The sequence below is a fragment of the Chitinophaga alhagiae genome (assembly GCF_003568665.1).
Lineage (GTDB): Bacteria > Bacteroidota > Bacteroidia > Chitinophagales > Chitinophagaceae > Chitinophaga > Chitinophaga alhagiae.
In genome coordinates, this window is sequence record NZ_QXMH01000001.1 from 1,109,254 (window position 1) to 1,133,570 (window position 24,317).

The 24,317-nt window shown below is 55.2% G+C and carries 23 protein-coding genes; 8 read left to right on the plus strand and 15 right to left on the minus strand.

Going from position 1 to position 24,317, the window contains the following annotated elements:
- Positions 1-51 precede the first annotated feature (51 nt).
- Positions 52-1,161 (plus strand): helix-turn-helix domain-containing protein, encoded by a 1,110-nt coding sequence (locus D3A97_RS04290; RefSeq protein WP_119077011.1) that lies wholly within the window; start codon positions 52-54, stop codon positions 1,159-1,161.
- Positions 1,162-1,398: 237 nt separating this feature from the next.
- Here the strand turns inward: D3A97_RS04290 and D3A97_RS04295 are convergent, their stop codons facing one another.
- From D3A97_RS04295 to D3A97_RS04320, 6 genes are all read right to left on the minus strand, one after another.
- Positions 1,399-2,343, minus strand: a complete 945-nt coding sequence (locus D3A97_RS04295) for an alpha/beta hydrolase (protein WP_119077014.1) — start codon at positions 2,341-2,343, stop codon at positions 1,399-1,401.
- 4 nt (positions 2,344-2,347) lie between these two features.
- A complete protein-coding gene (locus tag D3A97_RS04300) occupies positions 2,348-2,695 on the minus strand; it encodes a TfoX/Sxy family protein (RefSeq protein WP_157986342.1) in 348 nt (115 codons plus the stop codon).
- Positions 2,696-2,909: 214 nt separating this feature from the next.
- Entirely contained in the window at positions 2,910-4,223 is a 1,314-nt protein-coding gene (locus D3A97_RS04305) for a glycoside hydrolase family 99 protein (protein WP_119077018.1), read from the minus strand.
- A 17-nt stretch (positions 4,224-4,240) separates the two neighbouring features.
- On the minus strand, positions 4,241-4,918 hold the full coding sequence (locus D3A97_RS04310; protein ID WP_119078417.1) for a DUF3823 domain-containing protein: 678 nt from the start codon (positions 4,916-4,918) through the stop codon (positions 4,241-4,243).
- 19 nt (positions 4,919-4,937) lie between these two features.
- The gene (locus tag D3A97_RS04315) at positions 4,938-6,815 is read right to left on the minus strand and encodes a RagB/SusD family nutrient uptake outer membrane protein (RefSeq protein WP_119077020.1); all 1,878 of its coding nucleotides are present in this window, start codon (positions 6,813-6,815) and stop codon (positions 4,938-4,940) included.
- 11 nt (positions 6,816-6,826) lie between these two features.
- Positions 6,827-9,967 carry a SusC/RagA family TonB-linked outer membrane protein gene (locus D3A97_RS04320; protein ID WP_119077022.1) on the minus strand — a complete coding sequence of 1,047 codons (3,141 nt, stop codon included), beginning with the start codon at positions 9,965-9,967 and terminating at the stop codon, positions 6,827-6,829.
- Between the two features lie 347 nt (positions 9,968-10,314).
- Here D3A97_RS04320 and D3A97_RS04325 point away from each other — a divergent pair, with 347 nt between their 5' ends.
- A complete protein-coding gene (locus D3A97_RS04325) occupies positions 10,315-12,759 on the plus strand; it encodes an AfsR/SARP family transcriptional regulator (RefSeq protein WP_157986343.1) in 2,445 nt (814 codons plus the stop codon).
- 11 nt (positions 12,760-12,770) lie between these two features.
- On the opposite strand, the gene D3A97_RS04330 is transcribed toward D3A97_RS04325, so the two are convergent.
- Both D3A97_RS04330 and D3A97_RS04335 read right to left on the minus strand, forming a co-directional pair.
- Positions 12,771-13,052 carry a GNAT family N-acetyltransferase gene (locus D3A97_RS04330; protein WP_119077027.1) on the minus strand — a complete coding sequence of 94 codons (282 nt, stop codon included), beginning with the start codon at positions 13,050-13,052 and terminating at the stop codon, positions 12,771-12,773.
- Between the two features lie 25 nt (positions 13,053-13,077).
- Positions 13,078-13,239, minus strand: coding sequence for a phosphatidate cytidylyltransferase (locus D3A97_RS04335; protein WP_119078418.1), 162 nt, complete (start codon positions 13,237-13,239; stop codon positions 13,078-13,080).
- A 333-nt stretch (positions 13,240-13,572) separates the two neighbouring features.
- Between D3A97_RS04335 and D3A97_RS04340 the strand changes: the two genes are divergently transcribed.
- From D3A97_RS04340 to D3A97_RS04355, 4 genes are all read left to right on the plus strand, one after another.
- On the plus strand, positions 13,573-14,379 hold the full coding sequence (locus D3A97_RS04340) for an AraC family transcriptional regulator (RefSeq protein WP_119077030.1): 807 nt from the start codon (positions 13,573-13,575) through the stop codon (positions 14,377-14,379).
- Positions 14,380-14,459: 80 nt separating this feature from the next.
- A complete protein-coding gene (locus D3A97_RS04345; RefSeq protein ID WP_119078419.1) occupies positions 14,460-14,840 on the plus strand; it encodes a VOC family protein in 381 nt (126 codons plus the stop codon).
- A gap of 130 nt (positions 14,841-14,970) precedes the next feature.
- A complete protein-coding gene (locus tag D3A97_RS04350; protein ID WP_119077032.1) occupies positions 14,971-15,447 on the plus strand; it encodes a helix-turn-helix transcriptional regulator in 477 nt (158 codons plus the stop codon).
- Positions 15,448-15,563: 116 nt separating this feature from the next.
- Positions 15,564-16,097 (plus strand): DUF4199 domain-containing protein, encoded by a 534-nt coding sequence (locus tag D3A97_RS04355; RefSeq protein WP_119077035.1) that lies wholly within the window; start codon positions 15,564-15,566, stop codon positions 16,095-16,097.
- A 71-nt stretch (positions 16,098-16,168) separates the two neighbouring features.
- On the opposite strand, the gene D3A97_RS04360 is transcribed toward D3A97_RS04355, so the two are convergent.
- From D3A97_RS04360 to D3A97_RS04370, 3 genes are all read right to left on the minus strand, one after another.
- Complete coding sequence (locus D3A97_RS04360) at positions 16,169-16,552, minus strand: DUF3037 domain-containing protein (RefSeq protein ID WP_119077037.1); 384 nt, start codon at positions 16,550-16,552, stop codon at positions 16,169-16,171.
- Complete coding sequence (locus D3A97_RS04365; RefSeq protein ID WP_119077039.1) at positions 16,530-17,318, minus strand: HipA family kinase; 789 nt, start codon at positions 17,316-17,318, stop codon at positions 16,530-16,532. The genes D3A97_RS04360 and D3A97_RS04365 overlap by 23 nt, the downstream gene beginning before the upstream one ends.
- A gap of 67 nt (positions 17,319-17,385) precedes the next feature.
- The gene (locus tag D3A97_RS04370; RefSeq protein WP_119077041.1) at positions 17,386-17,913 is read right to left on the minus strand and encodes a GNAT family N-acetyltransferase; all 528 of its coding nucleotides are present in this window, start codon (positions 17,911-17,913) and stop codon (positions 17,386-17,388) included.
- 78 nt (positions 17,914-17,991) lie between these two features.
- Here D3A97_RS04370 and D3A97_RS04375 point away from each other — a divergent pair, with 78 nt between their 5' ends.
- A complete protein-coding gene (locus tag D3A97_RS04375; RefSeq protein WP_119077043.1) occupies positions 17,992-19,356 on the plus strand; it encodes an ankyrin repeat domain-containing protein in 1,365 nt (454 codons plus the stop codon).
- Positions 19,357-19,362: 6 nt separating this feature from the next.
- On the opposite strand, the gene D3A97_RS04380 is transcribed toward D3A97_RS04375, so the two are convergent.
- The 4 genes from D3A97_RS04380 to D3A97_RS04395 are packed head-to-tail and all read right to left on the minus strand — an operon-like array spanning position 19,363 to position 23,978.
- Positions 19,363-19,785 (minus strand): DoxX family protein, encoded by a 423-nt coding sequence (locus tag D3A97_RS04380; protein WP_119077046.1) that lies wholly within the window; start codon positions 19,783-19,785, stop codon positions 19,363-19,365.
- Between the two features lie 49 nt (positions 19,786-19,834).
- Positions 19,835-21,595, minus strand: a complete 1,761-nt coding sequence (locus D3A97_RS04385) for a DUF7133 domain-containing protein (protein ID WP_198673857.1) — start codon at positions 21,593-21,595, stop codon at positions 19,835-19,837.
- On the minus strand, positions 21,592-22,695 hold the full coding sequence (locus tag D3A97_RS04390; protein WP_198673858.1) for a plastocyanin/azurin family copper-binding protein: 1,104 nt from the start codon (positions 22,693-22,695) through the stop codon (positions 21,592-21,594). The genes D3A97_RS04385 and D3A97_RS04390 overlap by 4 nt, the downstream gene beginning before the upstream one ends.
- Positions 22,692-23,978 carry an enolase C-terminal domain-like protein gene (locus tag D3A97_RS04395; RefSeq protein ID WP_119077048.1) on the minus strand — a complete coding sequence of 429 codons (1,287 nt, stop codon included), beginning with the start codon at positions 23,976-23,978 and terminating at the stop codon, positions 22,692-22,694. Before D3A97_RS04395 ends, D3A97_RS04390 begins: the two co-directional genes overlap by 4 nt.
- 112 nt (positions 23,979-24,090) lie before the next feature.
- Here D3A97_RS04395 and D3A97_RS24780 point away from each other — a divergent pair, with 112 nt between their 5' ends.
- Positions 24,091-24,255: a hypothetical protein gene (locus D3A97_RS24780; protein WP_157986344.1), complete on the plus strand. Its 165-nt coding sequence runs from the start codon at positions 24,091-24,093 to the stop codon at positions 24,253-24,255.
- The last annotated feature ends 62 nt before the right edge of the window (positions 24,256-24,317 follow it).

A 24,317-nucleotide genomic window follows, 5' to 3' on the forward strand; every position in this document is an offset into this window, starting at 1 on the left:
GCTAGCTCTGAAAAATTTCAGTAAATTAGAAGTCCCAAAATCCTGATACCCATGTCAACACTGGACAAGCCAGCCGTTATGAACTTTGACGTTCCTCCTGAAATGGAGCGAGATACGAGTACCTCCCATACCTTACCTGAAAAATACAGCCATTACAGCATCAAAGGCACACAGGTCACTTACCGCGAAGGGCCTTTCGGCGCGTTCTTCAAACAGGAGGTGGTAGACCGGGACTGGATCATTGGCTGGCTGAATTTTGACATCAAAAAGAAGGTAAACCTTTTCCCCATCACAAAAGACCCGCTGCTGGCCCTTTACATTGGTATTGAAGGCAACATCCCGTGTGACCTGCAGGGTTCTCCGCTCAAGCTGATGCTGCCGGAAAAGCGCCTCGGTTTCTACTACGTACCGCCCAGCGGTTTCAACAAGGCGGAATTTGAGCCGTTTCACTATACATCGCTGTACATTTCGTTCTCACATGCCTTCATCACCCGCTTCCGGGAGAAGTATACGTCTTTCCAGCCCTTGCTGGACGTACCCCTGCAACAATACCAGCAATATTCTGACGCCATCAAAGCCGCGCAGGCCAAAGGGCATGAGGGTTACAGGGAGTTTGGCGCCATGGTGGACAAACAGGAGAAGCAGGAAGCGGACGGCGTGCAGGGGCTGTTGTTGCCGCTTGGCAGCGAGCACAGGGAAATAATCAGGCAAATGGTGGGGTACGATCAGAACCCCCACTGGCTAACGCCTTACCTCTACGGCCAGGTATGGCTCATGATCGTCAGCTATTTTGCGCTGATGACGGAACGCGGCGCCCTGCCCAAAGATGTATTGCGGGCCGTGGACTATATGCAGACCCACTACGCTTCTCTCAATAAGAACCACCAGCCCGTTACCCCTACTGACGTGGTGGCCCACCTGAAGGCGGACCCGCGGGAGCTGAACCGCCAGTTCAATGAGACCTTCGGTAAAAACATGCGGGAATACCTTACAGACGTACGGTTTGCCGAAGCGCGTTTCCGCCTGCGCCGCACAGACAACAAGCTGAGCGCCATAGCGGCGGAAACCGGTTTGTCTGGCCCTTCACACCTTACCAAACTGATCAAGGCCGAATACGGCGTTACCCCGGCCCAGTACCGCGCCAAGTACCGCGACTCCTGATCTGAGAGCGGAAAAATCAATTCGTACAATAATTTGCGCAGCAAATACAACCTTGCTGTGGAGAAATGTTGTCATATTTGTTCCATCAGGATTGACAGACGCCCTCTTTCGAATATAACTAGTAGTGTTTTCTCCAATTTAGCTTATAGCCAGAACTAACTAGGCAAATCCCTTCCCTTCCCAACTTGAGACAAAAAATCAGATATGGCGGCCCCGGCCAACCGGGGCGCGCCGTATCTATTCATTTTCGCGTAAAAATTCTTTTGCCGCCTGCACCCATTCTTCGCGGTACCGTGGAAGATAGTTGGTATGGCCCGCCTCCGGGAATACGACCAGCTTTTTTTTGCCGGCCAGCGCGCCGTACACCGCATCTGTTTCTTCCCTGGCCACCCTTTCATCCTTATCACCATAAAAGAACAAGGCAGGCGTTGTAACAGCAGCGGCATAACTCACCGGGCGATGGGAAAAGGCCCAGAAGCCGTTTTCCACCCCGCCCCAGAACACCAGGAAACCCGCCAGCGGGAAACCCGGCACGCCTACTGCCCTGAACCGCGCGCTGGCGGCATCGTACAGGGTGGCAAAAGGGCATTCCAGTATGATGCCCCTGGGCCGCAAGGGTTCATCGTGCAGCGCTTTCAGCACAGCGGCGGCCCCCAGCGAGGTGCCCAGCAGGTAGATGTTTTTTTCCCCCTGCGCGGCCAGGTACCGGTAGGTGGCGGTCACATCTTCCGCCTCCAGGTACCCGATGGTGGTCTGGTTGCCGCCGGAGCCGCCGGAACCCATAAAGTCTACCAGCATGGTGTTATACCCCAGCGCCAGCAGCTCGTAGGCGCGTGGCAGCATGGCGGATTTTTCCCCGCTGTAGCCGTGGAACAGGGCCACTGTGCCACGGGCGGCGGGCACCTGCATGTACCAGCATTCCAGGCGCTCGCGGCTTTGCAGGTGTATTGTTCTGTAAGCGCGGTCAGGCTTTTGTTTGTTGACGGGGCGCGGATTGTCTACCCCAAAGCAGATGGTCTTCAGCTTGCCGGCAATGCCCAGTTTGTTAGGATCGGTACGGGGAGCTACAGTATCCGTGAAGTGCGTGAATTTCCAGGCGTGAAAAGCAGCAAATACGTTCAGCAACACAAACAGGCCAAGCAGGGACCAGGCCAGCCGCCGCCATATTTTTCCGGTAACCATCTGTTTATTTTTTCTTTTGCTTTGAAGACCGGGCAAGGTGGTTGAAAGCCAGCGCCCGGCTGACCCACCAGGCCAGTTGTTTTTTGGTACCGAGGGCGGATTCGTCCACATACACATATCCCGTCATGGTACGCCCGTTCATCACCATCTGCGAAGCGCCGGGCAGCTCCAGCGCCTCATCCACACCGGCGGGGTCCAGCCGTACCATGATATGACTGTCCCGCACGCATACGCACATTTTATCGTTCACCATAAAACAGCAGCCGCCAAACATCTTTTTCTCCGCTGCTTCGTACTGTTCCGCGGCTATCAGTTCCCGCACCCGGGCCATTAATTTTTCGTTTAACGCCATGGCCGAAAGATTTTCTGCAAGATAACAGATTCCGCTGTTTTCCGGAACGACACGTGTTTCCGGGATAACATAAATACCGGCGGCGCCTACTTTCGGTGAAATGCCTCCCGGGAGCATGCGCTAACGAACGTATCCCGGAATAACAAAGGCCGGCTGAAAAACCTGTTTTCAGCCGGCCTTATTTTTCCTGTTGGTTACAGCGCTAAAGGCACACTCACCTCACCGGTTTAACGGCGCTAAAGCCGCTCTCCCCCCTGAACCAGCGCCCCGCCTGGCCGGTGAGCCATAAATAATAGTCTGAAGAAAGCTCGTTCTCTATACCTATGAACTGCCTGTCCCCATGCAGCGGCACGTCTGCCTCCCGGGCGCATTTGTAAATGGCGGTACCTTCGTCTATCTCGTCAAACATGGCCACGTACAGCGCTTGCGCCCCGGCCAGTTTGGCGCCCGCCACCTGCTTCCACAGAAAATCCCCTTTCCCGCGCGGAATGGAATTGTACAGCGACGGGTCGTTCCTGAGGTTGCCCCAGCTAAAGCCCGGAAACGCCAGCGGCACGTACGTTACCTGGTTGGCATTGCACCAGGCCAGGTCTCCCGCCAGTTCCGTACCCGCCACGCTGTTGTAACTGTTACTGTTGTAACGGCCTACGGCCCAGGGCATTACAATGTCCGCGCGTTTGATGAGGGGGTGCAGGAGCGGCGAATTTTCCGTGTCTTTCGTCATCGTTCTCCAGTAATAGGGCACGCCCAGCATTACAGACACGCGGTTGTTGCTGCCCTTCAGCCTGGTCACCAGCTGGTCCGCATCTGCAATGGTGTATTTGCGGTTGTCATTGAAACCCACTCCCCATATTACCACCAGCGGCTTTTTATTGTGCCGCAGGTAGGTAGGGTGTTCCTTATTGTCAAAGAGCTGGAACAGCTGCTGCAGTTCCGCCCAGTCTTTTTCCACCCAGGCCACGTCCGCGGGGGTGCAGCCGCTCAGGTCATACATCACGCAAATAGCGCGGGAGTATTTGCGGGCGGCCTTGAGCGCATTCTCCAGCACCTTGTTGAAATGGCGTTTCCCTTTGGGGTTGCTGTCTTTCACTTCCACCACAAAACGCTGCATGAACACACCATCTATCCCGTAGTCTTTCATCCATTTGAAATGGAGGTCTACGGTCTCTTCATCATACGGGCTGTACATGTACACATCACTGCCGTCAGGGTATTTGAATACCGTTTTGTACTTGCGGGTATACTCCGTCATGTCGGGAAAAAAATCTACCGTAGAGCAGCCGGGTTTGAAACCGCCGCAACTGCCGTTCTGCAGGTGGTACCAGCCGCGGCCGGACTCGTCGCCTTCCGCCGCAAACCAGCCCTGGTAGCCGGCCATTACCAGGTTGTTGTAGGCGGTGTAAAGGCAGCCGGTTTCATCGTACACCGTGTCTTTGGCCATGGGCGGCTCCGGCGTGGAGCCGCCTGATTTTTTGGCGCAGCTGACGGAAACAAAAAAAATGAATAAAAGGCAAACTGATAAACGCATGTTGAATCTTTTAGTGATCAGATATCCAGTTGTACCACCGGTGCATAATTAAACTTGGCATCGCCATTGTCTATAACGGCGCCTACCCGAAAATAGTAAGACTTGCCCGGCTTCAGTTGCGAGCTGTTGGAGGGCAGGTCTATACTGAGCGTATAAACATGGTTGGGATCTACCACGGCGTTGATCTCCGACTCTGCCGCCACAAAACGCATGGGCTCACCCACCCGCGAGTCCTGGTGGGCATAAAGCCCTATCTTTTTCACATGGGTGGTCACGTTCTGCTGCAGCTTGAAAGTAGCCACTACCGTGGTGCCGTTCTTCACAATGCTGGCCTCTTTTATGCGGATGTAAGGCACCACCGTGAAATCCAGCGTGGTATTGCCGGAAATCTGCACGTCTTGCGGCGCCACGTCAATAAAATTGCCGCGTACGGGCTGTACGGTGTAGGTATTGGCAAAGAGCAGGGAATTAGCGTAGGTACCGTCGTTTTTAACAATGAGTATCTGCTTCTCCACGGGGTCGTAACCATGTTCTGCAATTTCTATGGTAGTGCCCCTGATAATGTCCTGCTCCACCAGCGCTTTTGTTTCAGCGTCTATGAAACTGCCTGACAGGGCGGCATTAGGGCCATCATAGTTATCTTTTTCGCAGGCCATAAAAACCAGGGCGGCCATGCATATGATCATCTTTTTCATAAAGAACTGTTTTAACCGGTTAGTACTGCGGGTTTTGCACAAGGCCATTGGCGCCTATGCCGGGTATGGGTTTGTAATACAGTTTGGGCTCAAATGTTTTTGAATTGGCGTTGGGCACGTTGGCACGCACAAAAATGTACTTCCTGGCGGGCAGCGCGCGCAGGTCCAGCAGCGGCAGCAGGGCGTGCATCATGCGGTTGTTGAACTCCGTATGGTATTCCCTTCTGCGGATGAGGTCCCAGTAGCGTTTGTTCTCGAATGCCAGCTCTACCCGCCTTTCCCGCTGTACATTGGCGGCCGTGAGGGGTATGTTGACCGTATGCCCGGCGCGTTTACGGATGTCGTTCAGCGCCTTGGCGGCAGCCGCCGCATCTCCCTGGCCGCTTTCTACTACCGCCTCTGCGTAGTTGAGCAAAATTTCGGCAAAGCGAAATTCCATAAAATCCGAAGTGCTCTGGTTCCAGCCGGCGGTGATGGGGCTGGCCTGGTTCATGAATTTTTTGAAAGAGAAACCGGAGCGCGTGTTGTTGCCGCCGTACGTATCGAAGCCGGAATACATGGTAGTGCTGGGGGCGCCATAGGTATAGTAGGTGGCGCCGTTCACGGTTACCTGGTCATTGGTGCGGATCACGGCCTGCCCGTCCGGCTTTACAAAACCGGCCTGTATGATGATGGGCGTTTCCTTGAAGCTGGTACCCGGCAAAATGGCCGTGCCCCAGAGGCGCGCGTCTTTCCCTTTGAAAATATCGTTGGGCGTGTCAAAGCGGATATAGTTCAGGGCGGGGTTGTAGCCGTTGTAATCATTCACGTTCCCTTCCGCCGTGGTCACCACGGGAGCGGGCTGACCGGGATTATCATACCGTTCGTAGAGATCTACCAGGTCTAGCGTAGGGTTCATGCGACCGGGGTGGGGCCAGCCGTTGGCCACCTGCGCGGGCTGGTACCAGATGTCATAATTGTGCCCCTGGTTATTGCCGGGGAGCGTAAACCCTTTAATGAAAATAGCTTCTATAGCGGCGGTGTTAGGGTCCTGGAACATTTTCCGGTAGTTCTCCGCAGCCACTTCGGGCGAGGCGGGGTCAGGCTCGTAGAGGCCAAACTTGCCGGAAGCCATCAGCATCTCTGAAGCCTTGATGCTGGCATCGTAATAGCTGTTGGCGGCGGAGGCATCCAGGCCTATCAGCTGTTGCGTCACCGCGTCTCCGCTCATGGTGGCCCGCGGGCCAAATTTGGCCACAGACGCGGCATGCAGGGCGGCCCTTGATTTGAGCGCGCAGGCCGTCCATTTGGTGGCGCGGCGGCCGGTGCCTTCTCCCAGGCTGGCAATGGCCAGGTCACACTGTTCCATCACATAGTCCCACGTTTCTTTTTCTGTGCTGCGCGGTACTTTCAGCGATTCTACATCCCCTTCGTACTTCTGCGTGCTTTTGATAAGTGGAACGCCGCCGTAGCGCTTGGCCAGCCCGAAGTAGGCAAAGGCCTTGATGAAGGCGCTTTCACCCGTGAGGGCCTTCTTTTCATCTTCCGTAATGCTCAGTGAAGGGATAGCGTCTGACAGGATGTTCACATCACGTATGAGCTTGTAGGCCGGCTCCCACCAGGCAAAATCGTTGTTGCCGATAAAGTCGCCAAACTCGCTGTGTACCGCTTCGTCCGTCACCATGGCGGGTGCAAAGCCGCCGTTGTTGGGATCTCCGCCGTTCTGATTGAAGCCGGCGCGGAAGTAGGTAAAGTCTTCGATTGGCAGCTGGTAATAGAGGTTGGCCATGTAGAGCTTTACGCCGGCGGGATCGCCAAACAGGTCTTCCGCCCTGATCTTGTCTGTAGGCTTCAGCTCCAGCACGCGGTTGCAGCTAAAGAGCGCCAGGCCGGCCACCAGTAATATAAATCTGCGCATATTTCAGTTTTTTAGAAGTTAAGGTTGATGCCCACATTGAAGTTTTTGGTCAGCGGGTAGTTGAAGCCCGCGTTGAACAAGCCTTCCAGCCGCTCCGGATCAAATGCCTTTACAAACGGGTCTGCAATGGTGAACAGGTTGAAACCGTTGGCATAGACCCTGATGCTGTTGATGCCGGCGGACCTGTATAGTTGCGTGGGGATGGTGTAGCCCAGCTCCAGGCTTTTCAACCGCACGTACGATGCATCTTTCCGCCAAACGGAGCTTTCCGCGTACATGGCGCCCACATTGAAGTTGAACCGCGATGCGGGCCATTTGCCGGGTACCCACTCACTGTTGGGATCATACGGATCTGCCTTGTGCCAGCGGTCAAAGAAGTAGGCGGGCGTATTCCCCCTGAAGGCCATCACTTCCGCGTACACTTCGCTGAAGCGCACAGTGTACACGGCCGCGCCCTGGAACAGCACGTTGATGTCAAAGCCCTTGTAGGCGGCGTTGAGCGTGAGGCCGTAGTTGAACTTGGGGTTTTTGCCGGGCGGGTTCTGGTTGTCATTGGTACCTGCTGCGCCGTACCAGAGCGGCAGCATGTCGTTACCGTTCACCAACCCGTCGTTATTCACATCCGCATATTTAAAATCTCCGGGCAGCTCGCGGATGTTTGCCTGGTCCCCGTTCTGGAGGGGGTATTTGGCTATTTCCTCTTCTGATGTGAACTGGCCCAGGTAAGTATAGCCCCATACCAGATCGTTATACCGGTAGTCCGCTCCATTGCGCCAGCGGTTGTAACTGTTGGTGTAGGCGCCCCTTTCAACATAGCGGTTCATGCCGCGGGAATAGTTGACGTTGGCGGAAACGCCATACCGGAAATTGCCGGCGGTGTTCTGGTGGGCAATAGTGAGATCAAAACCCTGCACCCGGTCACTGTTCAGGTTCTCCTGCGGCAGGGTGCCGCCAAAGGTATTGGGCAGTGATACGTTGCGGTACGCCAGCAGGCCTTTCCGGTCTCTGCGGTAAACGTCAAACTCCACGCTCAGCCTGTTTTTCCAGAGGCCCACTTCAATACCGAAATCTGTAATGGTAGAGGTGAACCAGCTCAGCTTTTCATTCACAATGGCCGGAGATGCCGCGCCATTGGTGAGCGCCCCGTTCTCGAACTCATAGCGCCCGCCGCCCTGGGTAGAAAAACCGGCAATGTACTGGAAGGGGTTGCCGGCATCCTGGCCTACCCGGCCGTAAGATGCTTTGAGCTTCAGATGGGATATAACCGGTACGGCTTCTTTCATGAAAGGTTCTTCAGACAGCCGCCACCCGGCAGACACCACGGGGAAGAAACCCCAGCGCTGGCTGGGATGGTAACGGTAAGACCCATCTTGCCGGAACGCAAACTCAAACAGGTATTTCTGTTTGTAGTCATAGTTGAGGCGGCCTATGTAAGAGAGGTTGGCCTGCTGGTCTTCCCCGCCGGAAGCTTCCATTTTGGCCGTGCCCGCGGCATTGATCTGGTCATTGGTATAAAAGTCATAGAAGCGGCGCAAATAGGCGTCGCGGCTCCAGTATTGCTGCTGTTCCACCACAAAAGTGGCGGCTATGTTGTGATGGCCCGCAATCTGCCGGTTGTAGTTAGCCTGCGCCTGCAGGGTGAGGCGGTTGTTGTTGCCGTAGTTGTTGGCGATGCTGGAATTGCCCACCCGCTGCGGCTGCGCTACATACTCACCGTTTACGTAGGTGTAGAGCTTGTAGCCTTTCTGCAGGTCCTTGTTGGAGTAACTTGTCATGTCATAAGCCGCCAGCCCGCGGATAAACAAACCTTCCACAAAAGGCACGGTGTAGGTGAGGGCCATGGAAGACTGGAAGTTACGCGTTACGCTTTCGTTGTAACCCGTAATACCGCGCTGCGACAGCACCAGCGGGTTTTGCGTGGAAGGCGTTACAAAGGCGGGGTACTCCGGGTTGTTGTTGGCGTAGGGCTTTTCTGTAGGCAGCGTTACACGGGTACCCTTGAAAATATTGAAGAAGTTCTCACCGGGTACGGTGCGGTTGTCGTACCGCCCGGCCATCAGTATTTCCGCTTTCAGGTTTTTGTGCAGCTCCGTGGTGAGGTTGGAGCGGATGTTGTAACGCTTGTAGTTCATGTCGTTACTGCGCAGCAGGCCGTCTTCATTGGCAAAAGCGAGGCTCACAAAGTACTGCGTTTTATCCGTGCCACCGGAAGCGGACAAGGTATGTTGCGTTTGCATGGCCGCGTTCTTCATGGCCACGCTGTACCAGTCTGTGCTCTCGTAACCGGGGCCGCCGGCCATCCATTTCTGCAGCTCGTCTTGCGTGATAAAGGGCGTGCCGGTACTGAAAATGTCCGCATCGTTACGCATCTGCATCCACTGGGCGGCATTGGCCATGGTGGGCACGTCTGTAGGGCTGATCCAGCCTACGGTGCCGCTGTAGTTGAAACTGGTCTTTCCGCGGGCGCCTTTCCTGGTGGTCACGATCACCACGCCGTTGCCGGCGCGGAGGCCGTAAATAGCGGCCGAAGCATCTTTCAGGAAAGAGATGCTCTCAATATCATCCGCGTTCAGGCGCTGAAATTCCGAGGCCCCGTCTCTCGCAATACCATCTATGACAAAGAGCGGGGTGCCAAAGCCACGCAGGTTGATCATGTTGTCAAAAGTGCCCGGCTCACCGCCCAGTTGCCTGATCTGCAGGCCCGCCACCTTGCCCTGGAGCTTTTGCGCCAGGCTGATGTTGGTAGTGGTCTGGATCTCTTTGGCTGTGATGTTGCTCACCGCACCCGTGAGCGTTTCTTTACGCCGGGTGCCGTAGCCCACCACCACTACGCCGCTCAGCATTTCGTCCGTGGCCGTCATGTTTACATCAATAGTGCTCCGGCCGTTGATGCGCTCCCTGACGGTAGCCATGCCGAGGTACACAAAAAACAGCTCGGCGGCCGCCGCCGGCGCCTGCAGCAGGTATTCCCCGCGGGCGTTGGTGGTAACGCCCGTTCTTTTTCCCGCCGCATCTACCGTGTAAACACTTACGCCAGGTAAAGGGGCACCGTCTTTTACATCGGTTACTTTGCCGCTGACGGACTGTTGTTGCGCAAAAGCACATAGCGGCAGGCTGCATAGCAGCATCCATAAATAATAGATTTTTTTCATAACGATTTGATTTCTTGGCTGAAGGAATAGATTACGGAATAGGTCTCTCAGGCTTTATCTCATTTTTTCATAACATACTGCAAGTAACCCCCGGGGCACTAACAAAAGGATTAACGGAAGCACTAACGGGGAAATTAATTTTAAATAATCAGGTAAATAGCTGATTCTCAACAATATTAATCCAGTATTGGCGGCAATTAATTTCAGCTCTTCCAAATTATCCTTATCTTAAAAACGCGTTAGTTAAAGTATTCAACCAAGCCGCTTGTGGTCCCATGGGGAAATATATTCTTAGTGTATTCTTTACGTTTATTTGTTACTGCACCGGGTTTGCGCAGTCTCACGGGTTGGCATTTTCCAGTCACGAGGTAGTGCCTGAGAAAAGAACGGGCCTTCAGTTGACCGGCGGCGGGCCGATGTGTATTGACGGGGCTGTGGACATTTCTTTCGACCTCCAGTTCAGGCCGGGCATGGAAACCTACTTCGGGTACGTGATGCGGCTCATCACCACGCAAGGGCAAAATATAGACCTGGTGTACAACCAGCGGCTGTTCTCCTTCAACTTTGTAATTGGCGAAACATTTACCCGCAGCTTTGTGGCAGACACCATGCAGCTCTATAGCGGCTGGAACCGCTTCCGGATACACCTTGACCCGCAGCGGCAGGAGGCATCCTGCTATTTCAACAACCGGCTGATGTGCAAGGGCCGCGCGGCGTTACAACCTTCTACCTGCTGCCACCTGCTTTTTGGCGCCAGCAGCCTTGACCGGTTCCAGACGCTGGACCTGCCTCCCATGAGCCTGAAAGACATCCGCATCACGCAAAATGGGCGGCTGGCCTATTTTTTCCCGCTGGCAGACAATGGTACGGATGAAGTGAAAGGCCTGCGCGCGGCCATCAAAAACCCCTTGTGGATCAAACCCCGCCATCAGCACTGGGAGCTGGTGCGCAGCATGCATACCGGCAGCTCTCCCGCCCTGGCGTTTGACGCACGGCAGGAGATACTCTATATCATTGCGAAAGACACCCTGTACCACCTCTCCATTAAAGACGGGCAGTTTGGCGGCGAAAAACTGGCCCGCAGCCGGGATACGCTGCTGCCGGGCCACCAGGCCGTTTATGACGCGCATACCGGCCTGCTGCATGACTTTTATATAGACCAGCAGCGCGTAAGCACCTACCAGCCCACGGCAAAGGAGTGGAACATGAACTTTACGCCCGCGGAACTGGGAGAATACTGGCATGCCAACAAATTCCTCTCCCCCGCAGATTCTTCTTTATACATCGTAGCCGGGTACGGCCAGCTGCAATACAAAAACAAGGTGCAGCGCTACCACTTCCCCACCAAACGCTGGGAGCTGGTGGCCACCCGGGGAGACAGCTTTATGCCGCGCTACCTGGCCGCCCTGGGCACTACGCCCGCGGCAGACACGGCCTTCATTATCGGCGGCTATGGCAGCAGCACGGGGAACCAGGCCATTAACCCCAAATATGTGTATGACCTGCTGGCCTACAGCGTAAAAGACCACACCTTCCGCCACGTATACCAGTTGCCGGAGCCCGAGCGGCAGTTCTGTTTTGCCAACAGCCTGGTGATAGATGCGGCCCGTCATGATTTTTACGCGCTGGTACACCCGAAAGACCGGTTCAACTCCCAGCTCCAGCTCATCAAAGGCTCCCTGCACAAACCGGCGTACCAGTGGATGGGAGATTCCATCCCGTATTCTTTTCATGACATCCGTTCTTTTGCAGACCTGTATTATGCGCCTGCCAGCAAAAAGCTGGTGGCCGTTACCTACTATACCGCCAAAAACAATGTGACGCAATTAAATGCCTATACACTCCATTTTCCGCCCAACCCCGCGGTAAGCGCCGTGCCTGCCGCGCCGCGCCCGTTCAACCGGGGCCGTGTGCTGCTGGGCCTGGCCTGCGTGCTTACGGCCGGCGCCCTCTTCTTTTTTGTGTGGAAACGCTGGCAGTTCCTGGATGAAACGGATACGCCCGCCCGGGAAACAACCTCCGCCCCGCCTGTGGAGAAAACGCCGGAGGCCGCGGCGCCGGTGGAGAGACATCCGGCCATTTACCTGTTCGGTGAATTTGAAGTAACAGACAAGGAAGGGAACGACTGTACCAAACTGTTTACACCCCTGCTGAAAGAGCTTTTCCTGCTGCTGCTCATTCATACCGTTAAAAACGGGAAAGGCATTACCCCTGAAAAGCTCTATGAGTTGCTGTGGGAAGATAAACCGCTGAAAGACGCGCGCAACAATTTTTCTGTGAACGTGGTGAAGCTGAAGGCCATCCTGGAAAAAACAGGCGGCATGCAGATATTGAAAGATGCCGGCCGCTGGAAACTGGAGGTAACGGACCCGGCGCTGTACATAGACTACCAGGTGTATATGCAGCAGGCAGCGGGCCCCGTGTCCATACCGGTATTGCGGGAAATTGCGGACAGGGGCAGCTTCCTGAAAAATGTACCCTACGAGTGGCTGGACAATATCAAGTCAGACGTTTCCATCAAGATAACCGACCTGTTGCTGGACTATATGGCGCATGCGGACCTGCAGCGGGAAACAGAATTTGTGCTGCAGCTCACCCATGCCGTTTTCCAGTTTGACCAGCTGAATGAGGAAGCCCTGGCCTACAAATGCCGCTGCCTCATTCTTTCCGGCAGGCATAAAATAGCGCAAGACGCTTACCTGAAATTTGCGAAAGAATACAAGGAAAGTTACGGGCAGGATTATGAAAAATCTTTCCGGGAAATAACGCGGGAAGGAAGCGGGAACAATTAACTGGCCGCTATTTAAAACCGTACATCTTCCAGGGACGCGTCTTTATCAAACACGCTGCTGGCAAAGGGGCAGAGGGGCATTATCTTTATGCCTTTCTCCCGGGCAAAGGCTACCGCCGCCATTACCAGCTGCTTGCCAACACCTTGCCCCGCAAAGGCTTCATCTACGTCTGTATGGTCAATGATAAATTTGTCTGTACCCGCCCAGGTGTAGGTCATTTCACCGGCCTGCACGTTGTTGCTCACAGCCTTGAAGCTGCCCTTTTTCCCGTTGTCTGTCTGCTGGATGTTCATGACCCGAATATAGCGGATTTTCCCGCTACTTCCTGCCCCGGGACATTAACCAGATGATGAGCCCCAACACCAGCGCTACAATGAGCAGGCCCGTCCATACGCCAGCCTTGAAGATCCCTTCTACCAGTTCGCAACTGCTGAGCGTAACGGCCAGTACCAATAATAGTAGATAAGCTGCTTTTTTCATGAAATGCTGTTTGCGGATACGGAAACATATACCGTGCCGTACCTCCTGCACAGGGCAGGAACAAAACACACGGGGAAAAAATTCTACAGCCGTTACAGACGGCGGGGTATATGCCGTTACAGGCGATAGGGGGTATGCCGTTGCAGGCGGCTGGCTTATACCCTCGCAGGCGGCGGAGCGTATACCCTTGCCCTCGCGGATGCCCATTCCCTTTTCGCGGACGGCGGCAGGTAATGCCAGTTAATTGTCCTGGTATTTTCTTCTGCCCGCATGGCGGGGAAACCATAGTAAACAGTATTTTTACCCGGGGCCCGTGAAACAACGCCCGCCTGTATGCAGATACCAGATTTCAGACAGCGGTTCCAGCCCGTGCAGCCCACGGTAAAAGACGCGGGGGAACAGGTAGTGTATGCCGAGCTGCTGCCGGACATGCGCCTGGCGCCCTACATCTATTGCTACTGGCAACTCCAAACCGTGCAGCCGCTTACCAGGCCGTTTTGCTACCGGGTAGTGGCAGACGGCTGTATGGATATCTTCTTTGACCTGCATCAGCCGGAAGAGAACTACGTAATGGGCTTCTCAACCGCGTACACGGAGTTCCCCTTGCCGCCGGTCTTCCACTATACGGGCATCCGCTTTCTGCCCGCCGCTTTTCCGCTGCTGTTCCATATCAACGCCGCCGAACTGACCAACCGTTTTGAACACCTGGCCCATGTGGCGCCCCGGCTGTCAAAAGACCTGGCTGCGCTGGCCGCGTTACCCTCGTTTGCGCAGGCCATACAGCCCGCCCTTGACCGGTTCTTTCTGCAGGTGCTCAACAGCGCTCCCCTGCAGGCAGACAGCCGGCTGTTCAACGCCATAGACATTATTCTTGACGCCAAAGGCACGCTGCCTGTAGAAAGCGCGCTGAACACCGGCATCAGCCCGCGGCAGCTGCGGCGGCTGTTCAGCTTCTACATCGGGGACACGCCCAAAACCTTCAGCAAGGTGGTACGCTTCCAGCACATCCTGCATGCCAAACCGTCTGTTGAAAGCCTGAAAAAGAACAAGCTGTTTTATGACGGGTATTATGACCAGGCTCATTTCATCAAGGAGTTTAAAGCCATGTACGGTCTCACGCCTACTATTGCCCTCCGGTAACTTTGTCCGTTTTTTACAATACCCGCAACCTGCCCGTCCCGAATTTTGTGTTATCATTTAACCATCAAAACAAACAGGCCATGAAACTCAACGCAGGCATCATCACAGCCAAACTCAACGAAACAAAACACTTCTACCTGAACGTGCTCAACTTCGGGGTTACTTTTGAAAATGAATTTTACCTGCTGCTGCATACACCCGGCCATACTGGCGAGATCAGCTTTCTGCTGCCCGGCCACCCCAGCCAGCAGCCGCTCTTCCAGGCCGCTTTCGGGGGCCAGGGCGTATACCTGACCATTGAAGTGGACAATGTAGACAGCGTGTATGCAGACCTCCGGAAAAAGGCGGTAGAAATTGTGATAGACCTCCGGGAAGAACCGTGGGGAGACAAACACTTTGCCATCCGTGACCCGAACGGGGTGGGGATTGATATTGTACAGTATTCCGCGCCGGGAGAATAACGGGTAACGTCCGTTAACCGGGCCGGTAAACTGTTCTGCCGGCCCGGAGCGGTTGAGAAAGTGCTGCGTCAGGCAGCCGCTTCCCTACTCATCCCAAAATGTTTAATTTTGACGGGAATTGCATATTCATATGGTCCCCGGATTCCTCTCAAAGAACAAACATATCATTCTCTATGGCGTTTCGCTGGCCGTATTGCTGTTTTTGCTAAAATGGCTGGAATTGCGGCTGGTGATCATAGACCATGCCTTTGAGCTGTATGTTGGGGCCATTGCCGTGCTGTTCACCCTGCTGGGCATCTGGCTGGCCCTCCGGCTGAGCCGGCCCAAAGTGAGGACCATTGTGGTGGAAAAAGAAGTACTGGTACAACCGCAGGGCAACGGTTTTGAACTGAATGAAAAAGAACTGGCCCGCCTGGCTATCAGCAACCGGGAGCTGGAAGTACTGCAGCTCATGGCAGAAGGGTTGAGCAACCAGGAAATAGCCGCCCGGCTGTTTGTATCGCTGAGCACCATAAAAACCCATACTTCGCGCCTTTTCGAGAAAATGGACGTAAAACGGCGTACCCAGGCGGTTGAAATGGGAAAAAGACTGCACATCATACCATAACCGTTCCTCCTTCTTTAGTACTAAAATGCCCTCCGGGGCCCAAATTCATGCTAAAGTATGAACGGGGAACGCGGGGAATATGCCATTTTTGGGCCATCACCTTAAAACAAAACCTGATGAAAAAGAACGTGCTCATTTTCGGGTCTATAGCCGGCCTTCTCCTTACCGCCATGATGATCTTCTCTACTGTTATGTGTTATACCAACCCGGAATTTGAGGGTAATGAAACGGTAGGGTACCTGAGTATGATCCTCATTTTCTCCCTGATCTTTGTAGGCATTAAAAATTACCGCGACAAGTACAACAATGGCGTGATCTCCTTTGGCAAGGCCTTTAAAACGGGTTTCCTCATTGCGCTGGTAGCCTCCACCATGTATACGGTGGTATGGCTGGTGGACTATTACGTGTTCATCCCCGACTTCCTGGACAAGTACATTGCCAATATGTTGCGGCAGGCGCAGCAAAAAGGGGCCACGGCCGCGGAAATGGCCAGCAAAACGGCAGAAATGAACAAGTTCAGGGAAATGTACAAAAACCCGCTGCTGGTGATAGTGATCACTTACCTGGAGGTGCTGCCGCTGGGCGCGCTGATAGCGCTTATTTCCGCCTGGATATTGCGAAGAAAACAGCCCCGGCCCGCGGTAGCCTGATCCTGACCGGAAAAGGCAATATGGCCCTCCGCGTTGCGATGCGCTACAGGGTTACCGGTACAACGCAACGCCTACATCACCAGCTCTTCATGTAATTGTTTCAAGGTTTGCAGCGGGTCTGTGCACAGGCCCGCATGCACCTTGGAGGTTTGCACAATGGTACTGCGGGTGGCGGTGAGCCAGCGGAAGCGGGAGCCGGCATCCAGCTGGCCAATGGGGCCGGCGCCCGGCCCTCCCTTGCTGATATTGTCAATGGCATGCAGGTATGCCTTTACTTCTTCCACATCTATAGCCGCACAAAATGCCCGGAGCCGCGCTTCGTTCAGCGTGATCATGGCCTGCAGGAAAACGGGGCGTTTGCAGTAGAGGATCACGCCCACGTTCAGGAACTCTTCCCGTTCCACCCTTGGCACAATGCGTACAACGGCATATTCAAATGAGTGCTTTTCTGGCATGTTGTGCTTCTTTTACAAAAACTTCAGCGTTGGCTATTCGTGTGGTCAGAAAATTATAATACATCTCGCGGTATTCGCCGGCCGCGCCATCCGGGAACCAGGCATCCGGCAGCAATAACACTATGCTGCGGATGAGGGCCGGCGTCAGTATTTCGCGGAAAGCCTTGTCTGTAGCCTCCAGCTCACTGGCCTGCGGCAGCAGCACATGATCCTTTATCTGCACAAAGGGCCGTTTGGCCGGTTCTTCCCAGTTTTGCCCGGCATGGTGAAAGTACAGCGCAGCGCCATGATCTATCAGCCACAGCTCCCGGTGCCACATCAGCATGTTGGTATTGCGCGCGGTACGGTCTACATTGGTCAGCAGGCCATCCAGCCAGACGATCTGCGATGCCAGCGCCGGGCCTACCGCAGTAACCGTCGGGTCAAACGTAATAGCGCCGGAAAGGTAATGCAGTCCCAGGTTAAGGCCTGCGCTGGCCTTCAGCAGGTCCTGTATCTCCTCATCAGGCTCGGTGCGGCCAAAGGCGGCATCCAGATGGGCAAATACGATTTCGGGTACTTTCAGTCCCACGGCGCGCGCAATCTCACCGCCTATCAGCTCCGCAATAAGGGCCTTGATGCCCTGGCCCGCGCCGCGGAATTTGAGCACGTACAAAAAACCGTCGTCTGCCTCGGCAATAGCCGGCAGCGAGCCGCCCTCCCGCAGCGGGGTTACGTAGCGCGTTACATCTACCTTTCTGATGATTGTTTGCTGGCGTTCTTCCATATCAAAATTCGTTGCAAATATATATAACAATTGGCTGGCCAGGGTGCAGTTCCGTTATGCCGGGCAATCACGGGCGCATTTCCATATCATAACGGTCAAGCCCCGGGCCGTAAGCATCTTTGGAAACGCGTACGGTGCGGAAACCCAGCTTTTCAAAAAACCGGCAGGAATGCTGGGTAGTGTCCAGGATGATGGTGCTGCCAGGGCAAATTTCCCGGATCTTTTCCAACCGGTACAGGAACAGGGCCTTGCCCAGCCCTTTTTTGTGCAGGGCGTTGGTGATGAGGCCCCAGGCCATTGTGGCTTCCCGCTTTTGCAGGTCTGCAAAAAAACCGCCGCAGCCTATAACTTCCCCGTTTTCTTCCACCACATAGTAATGTTCCACACCGCCTGCGCCGGGCGTGTTGCCGGGCGGAGCGTCTGAAGGCGCCTGTTCATCTTTGTTTGGCGGAACGCCTGGTTCCCGCTGGGCCAGCTCGTCCAGCCAGCCCGCATAATCCGTCAGCTCATCCGGTGCAAAAAAACGGGGTATGTTGCTTTCAAACGCTTTCAGGCAGCCCGCTTTATCAGCAGGGAGATAAGGTCTGATGATCATATAACGAAACTATCATTTAATGTTTGATATACAGCGGCCCGTTGGTTTTTTACCTAATTTTATTACAAACCCCGCTGTATGCAAACTGTACACAACCCAGCATCCGCCTTTATTGCGGCCGCCTGCGTGCCGGTTGGGGACACGCATGTATCCGGCACGCTGGATGCGGCAGAAGCCATACTGGCAGCACACCCTGAAGCAGCAGACGCCAACATTTACACAGCCGCCATACTGGGCCATGAAAACCGCGTGAAGGAACTGCTGGCGCAGCAACCGGCGCTGGCCACGGCGCAGGGCGGCCCGCACAACTGGGACGCGCTTACCTACCTTTGTTTTTCAAGATACCTGTGGATGCCTTCCACCCGCCGTAACGGCAACGGGCATCTGCACTGCGCCCGCATGCTGCTGGAGCACGGCGCTAATGCCAATGCCGGGTGGATGGATGACAGCCATCTCCCTGAACCCGGATGGGAAAGCGTACTTTACGGCGCCGCGGGCATTGCCCACCACGGGCCGCTCACACGCCTGCTGCTGCAATACGGCGCAGACCCGAATGACGGAGAAACGGTGTACCATACACCGGAAAGCTATCATAACGAGGCCATGGAAGCGCTGGTGGAAACGGGCCGGCTGAGCCGGGAAAGTATCAACGCCATGCTGCTGCGGAAAACAGACTGGCACGACTATAACGGCGTACGGTACCTGCTGGCCGCAGGCGCTGACCCCAACTATATGACGCATTGGCGGCGCAGCCCGCTGCAAAGCGCTGTGCTCCGTGATAACGACCTTCACATTGTAGTACTGATGATGGAACATGGCGGCAACCCGCTGCTGGAAAACGGGTTTGATGGCCGCTCCTCCCTCTCCATGGCCGCCCGGCGGGGCCGGGGAGACCTGCTGCGCCTGTTTGAACAATGGGGCGTACCTTTTGAACTGCACGGCGTAGAGGCGCTGATAGCGGCCTGCGCCCTCAACGATGCCGCCCGCGCGCAAACCCTGGTGGATGAAGACCCGGCCCTCCTGGCAGCGCTGCTGGCGGAGGAAGGTACATTACTGGCGGAATTTGCCGGCAATGGCAATACGGAAGGGGTGCAACTGCTGTTGCAACTGGGCGTGCATGTAGATGCGCCGTATGTGCATGGCAACGGGTACTTCGGCATTGCCGGCAACAGCACCGCCCTGCACGTGGCTGCCTGGCGTGCGCATCACAGTACGCTACAGCTCCTGCTCAAACACCACGCCGCCGTAAACGCCAAAGACGGGCAGGGGCGCAGTGCATTGGCGCTGGCCGTGCTGGCCTGTACAGACTCTTACTGGACAGACCGCCGCAACCCCGCGTCTGTAGCCGCGCTGCTACATGCAGGCGCCGATACGGCCGGTGTGAAGTACCCCAGCGGCTATCATGAGGTAGACAAGCTGTTAGCCCCGTATTATACGTTGTAAGCCGCGCTACCGCTTCCCGAAGATCTTATAGTCCAGCGAAATTTTGCCTGGCCCGGCAAAGAGGAACAGCAGTGCAATGCCAAAGAACGTCAGCGGCAATTCAAAAGCGCCGCCGCCGGTCATGTTCACGAACGGATCTTTAAAGACCACGCTGTGAAAATACACGGCCACCGCCATGGTGATACCAATAGCCAGCGATGCAATGGGCGTAATTAAACCCAGTACTAAAAGAATGCCGCCGCCAAATTCTGACACTGCGGCCATCACCTGCCAGAACGGTGATAAAGATACGGGCCCGCCTGCCGGCATCCATGAGGCCGGAGCCTGGATCTTGCCCCAGCCATGCATAATGAACGCAACGCCCACTATCAGGCGCAATACAAACAGAGCGGTTGAAGTTGCTGTAGGTGTAGCAGGTACTTTGAACATGGTGTATCAGGTTTGAACACTCTTAATTTACGCTTTTTTCAGCATTTCGTTATAAGGAGAGGATGTACCGGGCTATCTTCCGCGTATCCGTCAGCGGGATATTGGCATGGGGAGACATGGGCACGGGGCCCCATACCCCGCTGCCGCCCTTGATGATCTTTTGTGCAATCAGGTCCACGTTTGCCTCTGTGGGCCTGTATTTTTTTGCGATGTCTGCGTAAGATGGGCCGATCAGTTTTTCAGCAGGTTTATGGCAGGCCACACAGTCTGATTTCGAGATCAGCAGCCGCCCTTCTTCAATATCTTTTTTAGCGAACACCGGCGCCTTCATAACAGGCGTATTATCCGGCAGCAGCCGGTTTGCCGTATAGCAGATGAGTTTGTTCCGCAGCTCCCGGCCCCCTGTGGTGCGGATGTTAGACAACTTCAGTTCGTATACATAACCGGCCTGGAGGCTGTTGAGAATGATGGACACGCGCTTGCGGTCAGGAGACAGTATCACCTGTTTAACAGGCACACTGTCAAGATCCATCTGGTGCGACCCGTATTTTTTATGATAGCTGTAATTGTAGTGGCGCAGGGAATAATTGGCAGCGTTGCGCGCCGTGGCGGCATCTACCGGCAAGGTGAACGTGAGGTCAAAACCCCGCCTGGTTATTTTCATGGTATGAATATCCAGCGGCGTTGTTCCGGTGTAAACAATGCGTTGAATGCCCAGGTCTCCCAGCCAGCCATGAGCGTTCTGGCCAACATAGAGGCTGCCGTCTGGCGCAAAGGCCAGGCGGTTGTTGCCTTTCCGGAGGCCCTGGCCGTCAAGGAAGGGCACGCAGGCGCCCTGCATTTCTCCGTCCACTTTTTCCAGCATCACCCTCACAATGCGGCCCTGGTTCATTTCCCCTACCAGCAGCTGCCCGGCAAAGGGGCCGAACTTGCCGCGGGTTGCATCGCAAAGCGGCTGCGAGGGCGAGTTGGCCATGATGCCATGAGGGAACAACACGGCAGCTTTGGTACGCAGGCTGTCCAGCGCCGTTACCGGCAATGCAAAAGGGCTGCCCCTGTTCCATCCCTTTCTCCATACCAGGCTGGCCGGATGGCCGTAGAAAGCTCCTTCCTTTACATGCAACAGCCAGCTGGTACCGATCCAGTCTCCCTGGTTGTCTGTAACGAACAGGTTGCCCGCCAGGTCAAAACCGATGCCGTTCGGTGAGCGGAAACCGCTGGCATAGGGCAGCAGTTTGCCTGAGGGCGTCAGCTTCATTACCCAGCCGCGGTAAGGCACGGCGGAGAACATCTGCTTTTGCCCGTCTGCCCCGTCTCTTCCCTCCGGCCTGATGGCTCCCCGCACTTCCGGCCGCATGGAGCCGCCGGGCGAAGATGCGTTAAGCGCAATGAACAGGTTACCGGCTTTGTCTTTCACAGGGCCGTAGTTAAACTCATGGTAGTTACCGGAAATACCGAAGCCGTCCGTTACCGTCTCATACAGGTCTGCCACGCCATCCCCATTCGTATCTTTCAGGCGCGTCAGCTCCGGCCGCTGCATGACCAGCACTTCGGCGTTGCTGATCACCAGCATGCCCAGGGGATCATGCAGGCCTTCGGCAAACAGTTTCCATTGTTTTGTTTTGGGTTGGTACGTCATTATTTCGCCGCGGGTAAACCCGGCCATCAACCGGCCGTCCGGCAGCAATTCAATAGCGCCTACTTCCGCGGTGAGGCCTTCCGGCATGGGGATGGTTTCCACTTTGTATGACTGTGCAAAAATGCTGCCCGCACTCAACAGCCATGCTGACAAGAGCACCCGGTACTTCATAATACGGTGATTGTGATATTAAATTCCCTGGCCTGCAGGGCTGTTAACAACAAGGCGTTCTGCTTCCACTGGCCGGCGGAAGCGGTATAGGCAACGCCCGTTTGCGGCGCGGTATGGAACACCAGGCCTTTTGTGTTGCCGGTGATCCGGAAATAGCGTACAATGCCTTTGCCGTCTTCCTTCGGTTTGATAAGCTCGTATACATGAGCGCCGTTTACGGTGTAGTGAAATTCAGGATACCGGTTTACCAGCCGGTACCCTTTGAAGCGGATAACCGCTGCCTGCGGCGCTCCCTGGAAGGCCAGCGGGTAAGCCGGCGCTTCAGTAAAAAAGATGTGGCCGGTTACTTTTGCCAGCGCATCGCCTTTACCTTTCCAGAGGTCTGAATTATCCAGGAAACCACCCTCCCAGGCAAAACGCAGTTTGCAGGTACCCGCATCCCAGCAGTAGGAAAGGTTTTGCGGGAGGCTTACGGCTATTGCGGCGGGACTGGCCCCTTCAATGAACACGCGGTAGTGATAAGGCGGCACCGGCGTGTACGGATGCAGTGTTTGGGATGCATGCCCGTGATGAGCCGTATGGTGCGTTTCATCTTCTTCCAGGCTGGCGTCAGACTGCCGCCGGGAAGGCGGGATGTTCATATCTGCCGCAAGGTCTGGCAGCTGCGCATCCTGCTTTACATACATAGCGCCATACATGATGAGGCCATGACCGGGGTAGGTGCATACATAAGGGTATACGCCTTCCTGCTGCGGCGCGGTGAACTCCAGCGTTCTTTCCTGCTCCGGTTCCGTAACGGGAATAGACCAGAGCACCTGTTCCCCGGCGGGGATATAATCCGTTGCAGGGCCCTGCGCGCCCAGTTCCTGCGCCATGTTCACCACCTGCTCCCGCGTGCCGGGGCGCGTGATCAGCAGGTTGTGGTTCATATCGTCCGTATTGGTGAATACCAGTTTTACACGCGCGCCCGGCTTCACATGGAAGCGCACCACATCGTACTGCAGGCCTTGCAATACTTTCATGTGAATGATGAGCGGCGTGTCTTGCGCCATGCAGCTGCCGGCGTAACAGCAGGCCAGCAGCCAGAGTAATGTTTTCATATGCGGGAGTGCTTGCTGAACATCTTTTCGTAATGCGCAACCGGCTCAAAAATACCGCCGCTGCGTTCATAAAAATCTTTATTGAGCCGGAACATACCGTCCGAAGGATCTTCCCAGCCGGGCGCGTGCTGCTTCATCTGTTGCCAGCGGCAATAGTTGGCATCGCCATTGGTTTCCATCAGCCCCATACCCATGCCGGGAAACGGCGCCAGGCGCGCCGCCAGGTTTTTGTGCCAGTTCACCAGCAGGGGGTTCACCGTAAGGTCGGAGCACATGCAGGGCACATTTCTTTCGTGCGCCAGGCGCGCCACGGGCAGCGACATACTCAGCGTTTTGGCAATGCCTTTCAGCACCAGCGCGCCGTACCCCTGCTCCAGCCGCGCCTGCGCATCCTGTTCATTATGAATACTGTCATCCGCCGCCACACGTACGCCTACATCACCAACATATTCTGTATTGGTCTCGCTCAAAGGCTCCTCATACAACAGCACCTGGTCAAAGGCGCCTATTTTACGGGCATGGTCAAGATAGCGCAGGAGGGTCTCTTTTTTTTTGTACCGCGCATTGGCGTCCATAGTGTACAACAGCTGGCTGCTGGCCGTGTGTGGCGTACGCAGGTCTTTCAATGCAGCATGGATGGCGGTGAGGCGCTCCATATCCAGCCGCAGCATTTCCTCCTGGCTGCCCGGGTGGCCCGTTTTTATCTTGAACACAAAAAAACCTTCATGGGCCGCCCGCACAATATCTGCCACGGGCATATTGTAAGATACCTGGTAGAGGATGGCAATGCTTTGGTTGCGGTGTTGCAACGCCGGTTTGAATACCGCGGGCAACATGTCATCAAAGGAAGAAAAGCCGTTCTCCGCGGCATATAACAGCCAGGCGGCATTGTCTACGCTCACCAGCGCATTCAATATAAAATTGTCGTTCACGGTACACCCGGCCAGTTGCGTGGCCGCTTCTTTTACGGCGGGCAGAATGGCATGCAACAGGTCTACCGGCGTATGGAAGGGTGTTTTTTTTACCAGTTCAAGCGCCCGGTTACAGAGGGCGTACATCAGCGCATTGCCGCCTGCTTCCGGCTGTGCCGCAAAAAAGTCAGCATCTCCGTACAGTACGCTTTGCGTGGCCAGGCCCGTTCCGGAAACGCCCGAAGCAGCCTGCAGGTGGGCGGCTACCTGCCACAATTCCGTCAGGTAGTTGCCTTTGAACCCGAAGGGGCGTACCAGCGGTTCCCGTTCAAAATTTGAGCTGGTGGCAGTGACGTGGATCTTTTTTAACATCAGCAATTCGATTTCAGCGGTATAATATTACTCATTTTTCCCAGATTGTGTACGTACCCGGTAAAAATTTGACGAGCGGTGCAGCGGGCGGGAAAACTTCCTGGAAAGGGTAATGTGCGGGCAGCAGGCAAGCCGGTACGCCCGCATGAGCGCAGACAGGATGCACCCGGCGTTGCATAAACAAAACTTCCTGGAAAGGGTAATGCGCGGGCAGCAGGCAAGCCGGTACGCCCGCATGAGCGCAGACAGGATGCACCCGGCGTTGCATAAACAATGAAGCGGTGGTACCTATGCAAGTTGAGGAGAAAGCATGTTCAAAAAACAGCCCGCCGGCAGGAT

Bases quoted from the DNA above. Each gene is read 5' to 3' on its own strand.
- D3A97_RS04330 (WP_119077027.1), bottom strand. From the start codon at position 13,052: ATGAACATCCAGCAGACAGACAACGGGAAAAAGGGCAGCTTCAAGGCT.
- D3A97_RS04310 (WP_119078417.1), bottom strand. From the start codon at position 4,918: ATGAAAAAGATGATCATATGCATGGCCGCCCTGGTTTTTATGGCCTGC.
- D3A97_RS04360 (WP_119077037.1), bottom strand. From the start codon at position 16,552: ATGCCAGAAAAGCACTCATTTGAATATGCCGTTGTACGCATTGTGCCA.
- D3A97_RS04355 (WP_119077035.1), top strand. From the start codon at position 15,564: ATGAAAAAGAACGTGCTCATTTTCGGGTCTATAGCCGGCCTTCTCCTT.
- D3A97_RS04395 (WP_119077048.1), bottom strand. From the start codon at position 23,978: ATGTTAAAAAAGATCCACGTCACTGCCACCAGCTCAAATTTTGAACGG.
- D3A97_RS04290 (WP_119077011.1), top strand. From the start codon at position 52: ATGTCAACACTGGACAAGCCAGCCGTTATGAACTTTGACGTTCCTCCT.
- D3A97_RS04315 (WP_119077020.1), bottom strand. From the start codon at position 6,815: ATGCGCAGATTTATATTACTGGTGGCCGGCCTGGCGCTCTTTAGCTGC.
- D3A97_RS04320 (WP_119077022.1), bottom strand. From the start codon at position 9,967: ATGAAAAAAATCTATTATTTATGGATGCTGCTATGCAGCCTGCCGCTA.
- D3A97_RS04350 (WP_119077032.1), top strand. From the start codon at position 14,971: ATGGTCCCCGGATTCCTCTCAAAGAACAAACATATCATTCTCTATGGC.
- D3A97_RS04295 (WP_119077014.1), bottom strand. From the start codon at position 2,343: ATGGTTACCGGAAAAATATGGCGGCGGCTGGCCTGGTCCCTGCTTGGC.
- D3A97_RS04380 (WP_119077046.1), bottom strand. From the start codon at position 19,785: ATGTTCAAAGTACCTGCTACACCTACAGCAACTTCAACCGCTCTGTTT.
- D3A97_RS24780 (WP_157986344.1), top strand. From the start codon at position 24,091: ATGTGCGGGCAGCAGGCAAGCCGGTACGCCCGCATGAGCGCAGACAGG.
- D3A97_RS04335 (WP_119078418.1), bottom strand. From the start codon at position 13,239: ATGAAAAAAGCAGCTTATCTACTATTATTGGTACTGGCCGTTACGCTC.
- D3A97_RS04390 (WP_198673858.1), bottom strand. From the start codon at position 22,695: ATGAAAACATTACTCTGGCTGCTGGCCTGCTGTTACGCCGGCAGCTGC.
- D3A97_RS04385 (WP_198673857.1), bottom strand. From the start codon at position 21,595: ATGAAGTACCGGGTGCTCTTGTCAGCATGGCTGTTGAGTGCGGGCAGC.
- D3A97_RS04365 (WP_119077039.1), bottom strand. From the start codon at position 17,318: ATGGAAGAACGCCAGCAAACAATCATCAGAAAGGTAGATGTAACGCGC.
- D3A97_RS04345 (WP_119078419.1), top strand. From the start codon at position 14,460: ATGAAACTCAACGCAGGCATCATCACAGCCAAACTCAACGAAACAAAA.
- D3A97_RS04370 (WP_119077041.1), bottom strand. From the start codon at position 17,913: ATGATCATCAGACCTTATCTCCCTGCTGATAAAGCGGGCTGCCTGAAA.
- D3A97_RS04375 (WP_119077043.1), top strand. From the start codon at position 17,992: ATGCAAACTGTACACAACCCAGCATCCGCCTTTATTGCGGCCGCCTGC.
- D3A97_RS04340 (WP_119077030.1), top strand. From the start codon at position 13,573: ATGCAGATACCAGATTTCAGACAGCGGTTCCAGCCCGTGCAGCCCACG.
- D3A97_RS04305 (WP_119077018.1), bottom strand. From the start codon at position 4,223: ATGCGTTTATCAGTTTGCCTTTTATTCATTTTTTTTGTTTCCGTCAGC.
- D3A97_RS04300 (WP_157986342.1), bottom strand. From the start codon at position 2,695: ATGGCGTTAAACGAAAAATTAATGGCCCGGGTGCGGGAACTGATAGCC.